General features: G+C 68.2%; 1 protein-coding gene. It reads right to left on the bottom strand.

Features of this window, described 5'->3' with window-relative positions; genetic code table 11:
• Positions 1-305, bottom strand: a 305-nt coding sequence (locus tag J0695_RS41580) for an IclR family transcriptional regulator domain-containing protein (protein ID WP_242553800.1), incomplete at both ends; no start/stop codon positions are given.

Below are 305 nucleotides of genomic sequence, written 5' to 3'. Positions count from 1 at the left end.
GTCTCGTGGGCTCGGCGCGGATCTCGTCGATCGTCTGGGGTGCGCGGGGTCCGCTGTCCTCCCGGCTGGTGATGCCTTGACGCAGGATCTTCTGCAGCGCGATCTCCTCGGGAACGTGCGCCATCCAGGCGAAACCGGTGGCCGAGCAGCTGAGCGTGACGGTGCTGCCCGAGTCGGGGTCGTAGCGCAGCCCGGAGCGTGTGCCCTGGTAGGCGGCGACCCAGACCATGTCGTCATGGTCGATGACGGCCAGACGGACGAGCTCGGCGGTGTCATTGGCAAGGTGTTCGAGCACGGGTCGGGAC

Origin of the sequence: Streptomyces beijiangensis (genome assembly GCF_017315755.1) — a bacterium.
In the GTDB taxonomy this organism is placed as follows: domain Bacteria; phylum Actinomycetota; class Actinomycetes; order Streptomycetales; family Streptomycetaceae; genus Streptomyces; species Streptomyces beijiangensis.
The sequence above is the reverse complement of the archived record's forward strand: the minus strand, read 5'-3'. Positions and strand labels throughout refer to the sequence as shown.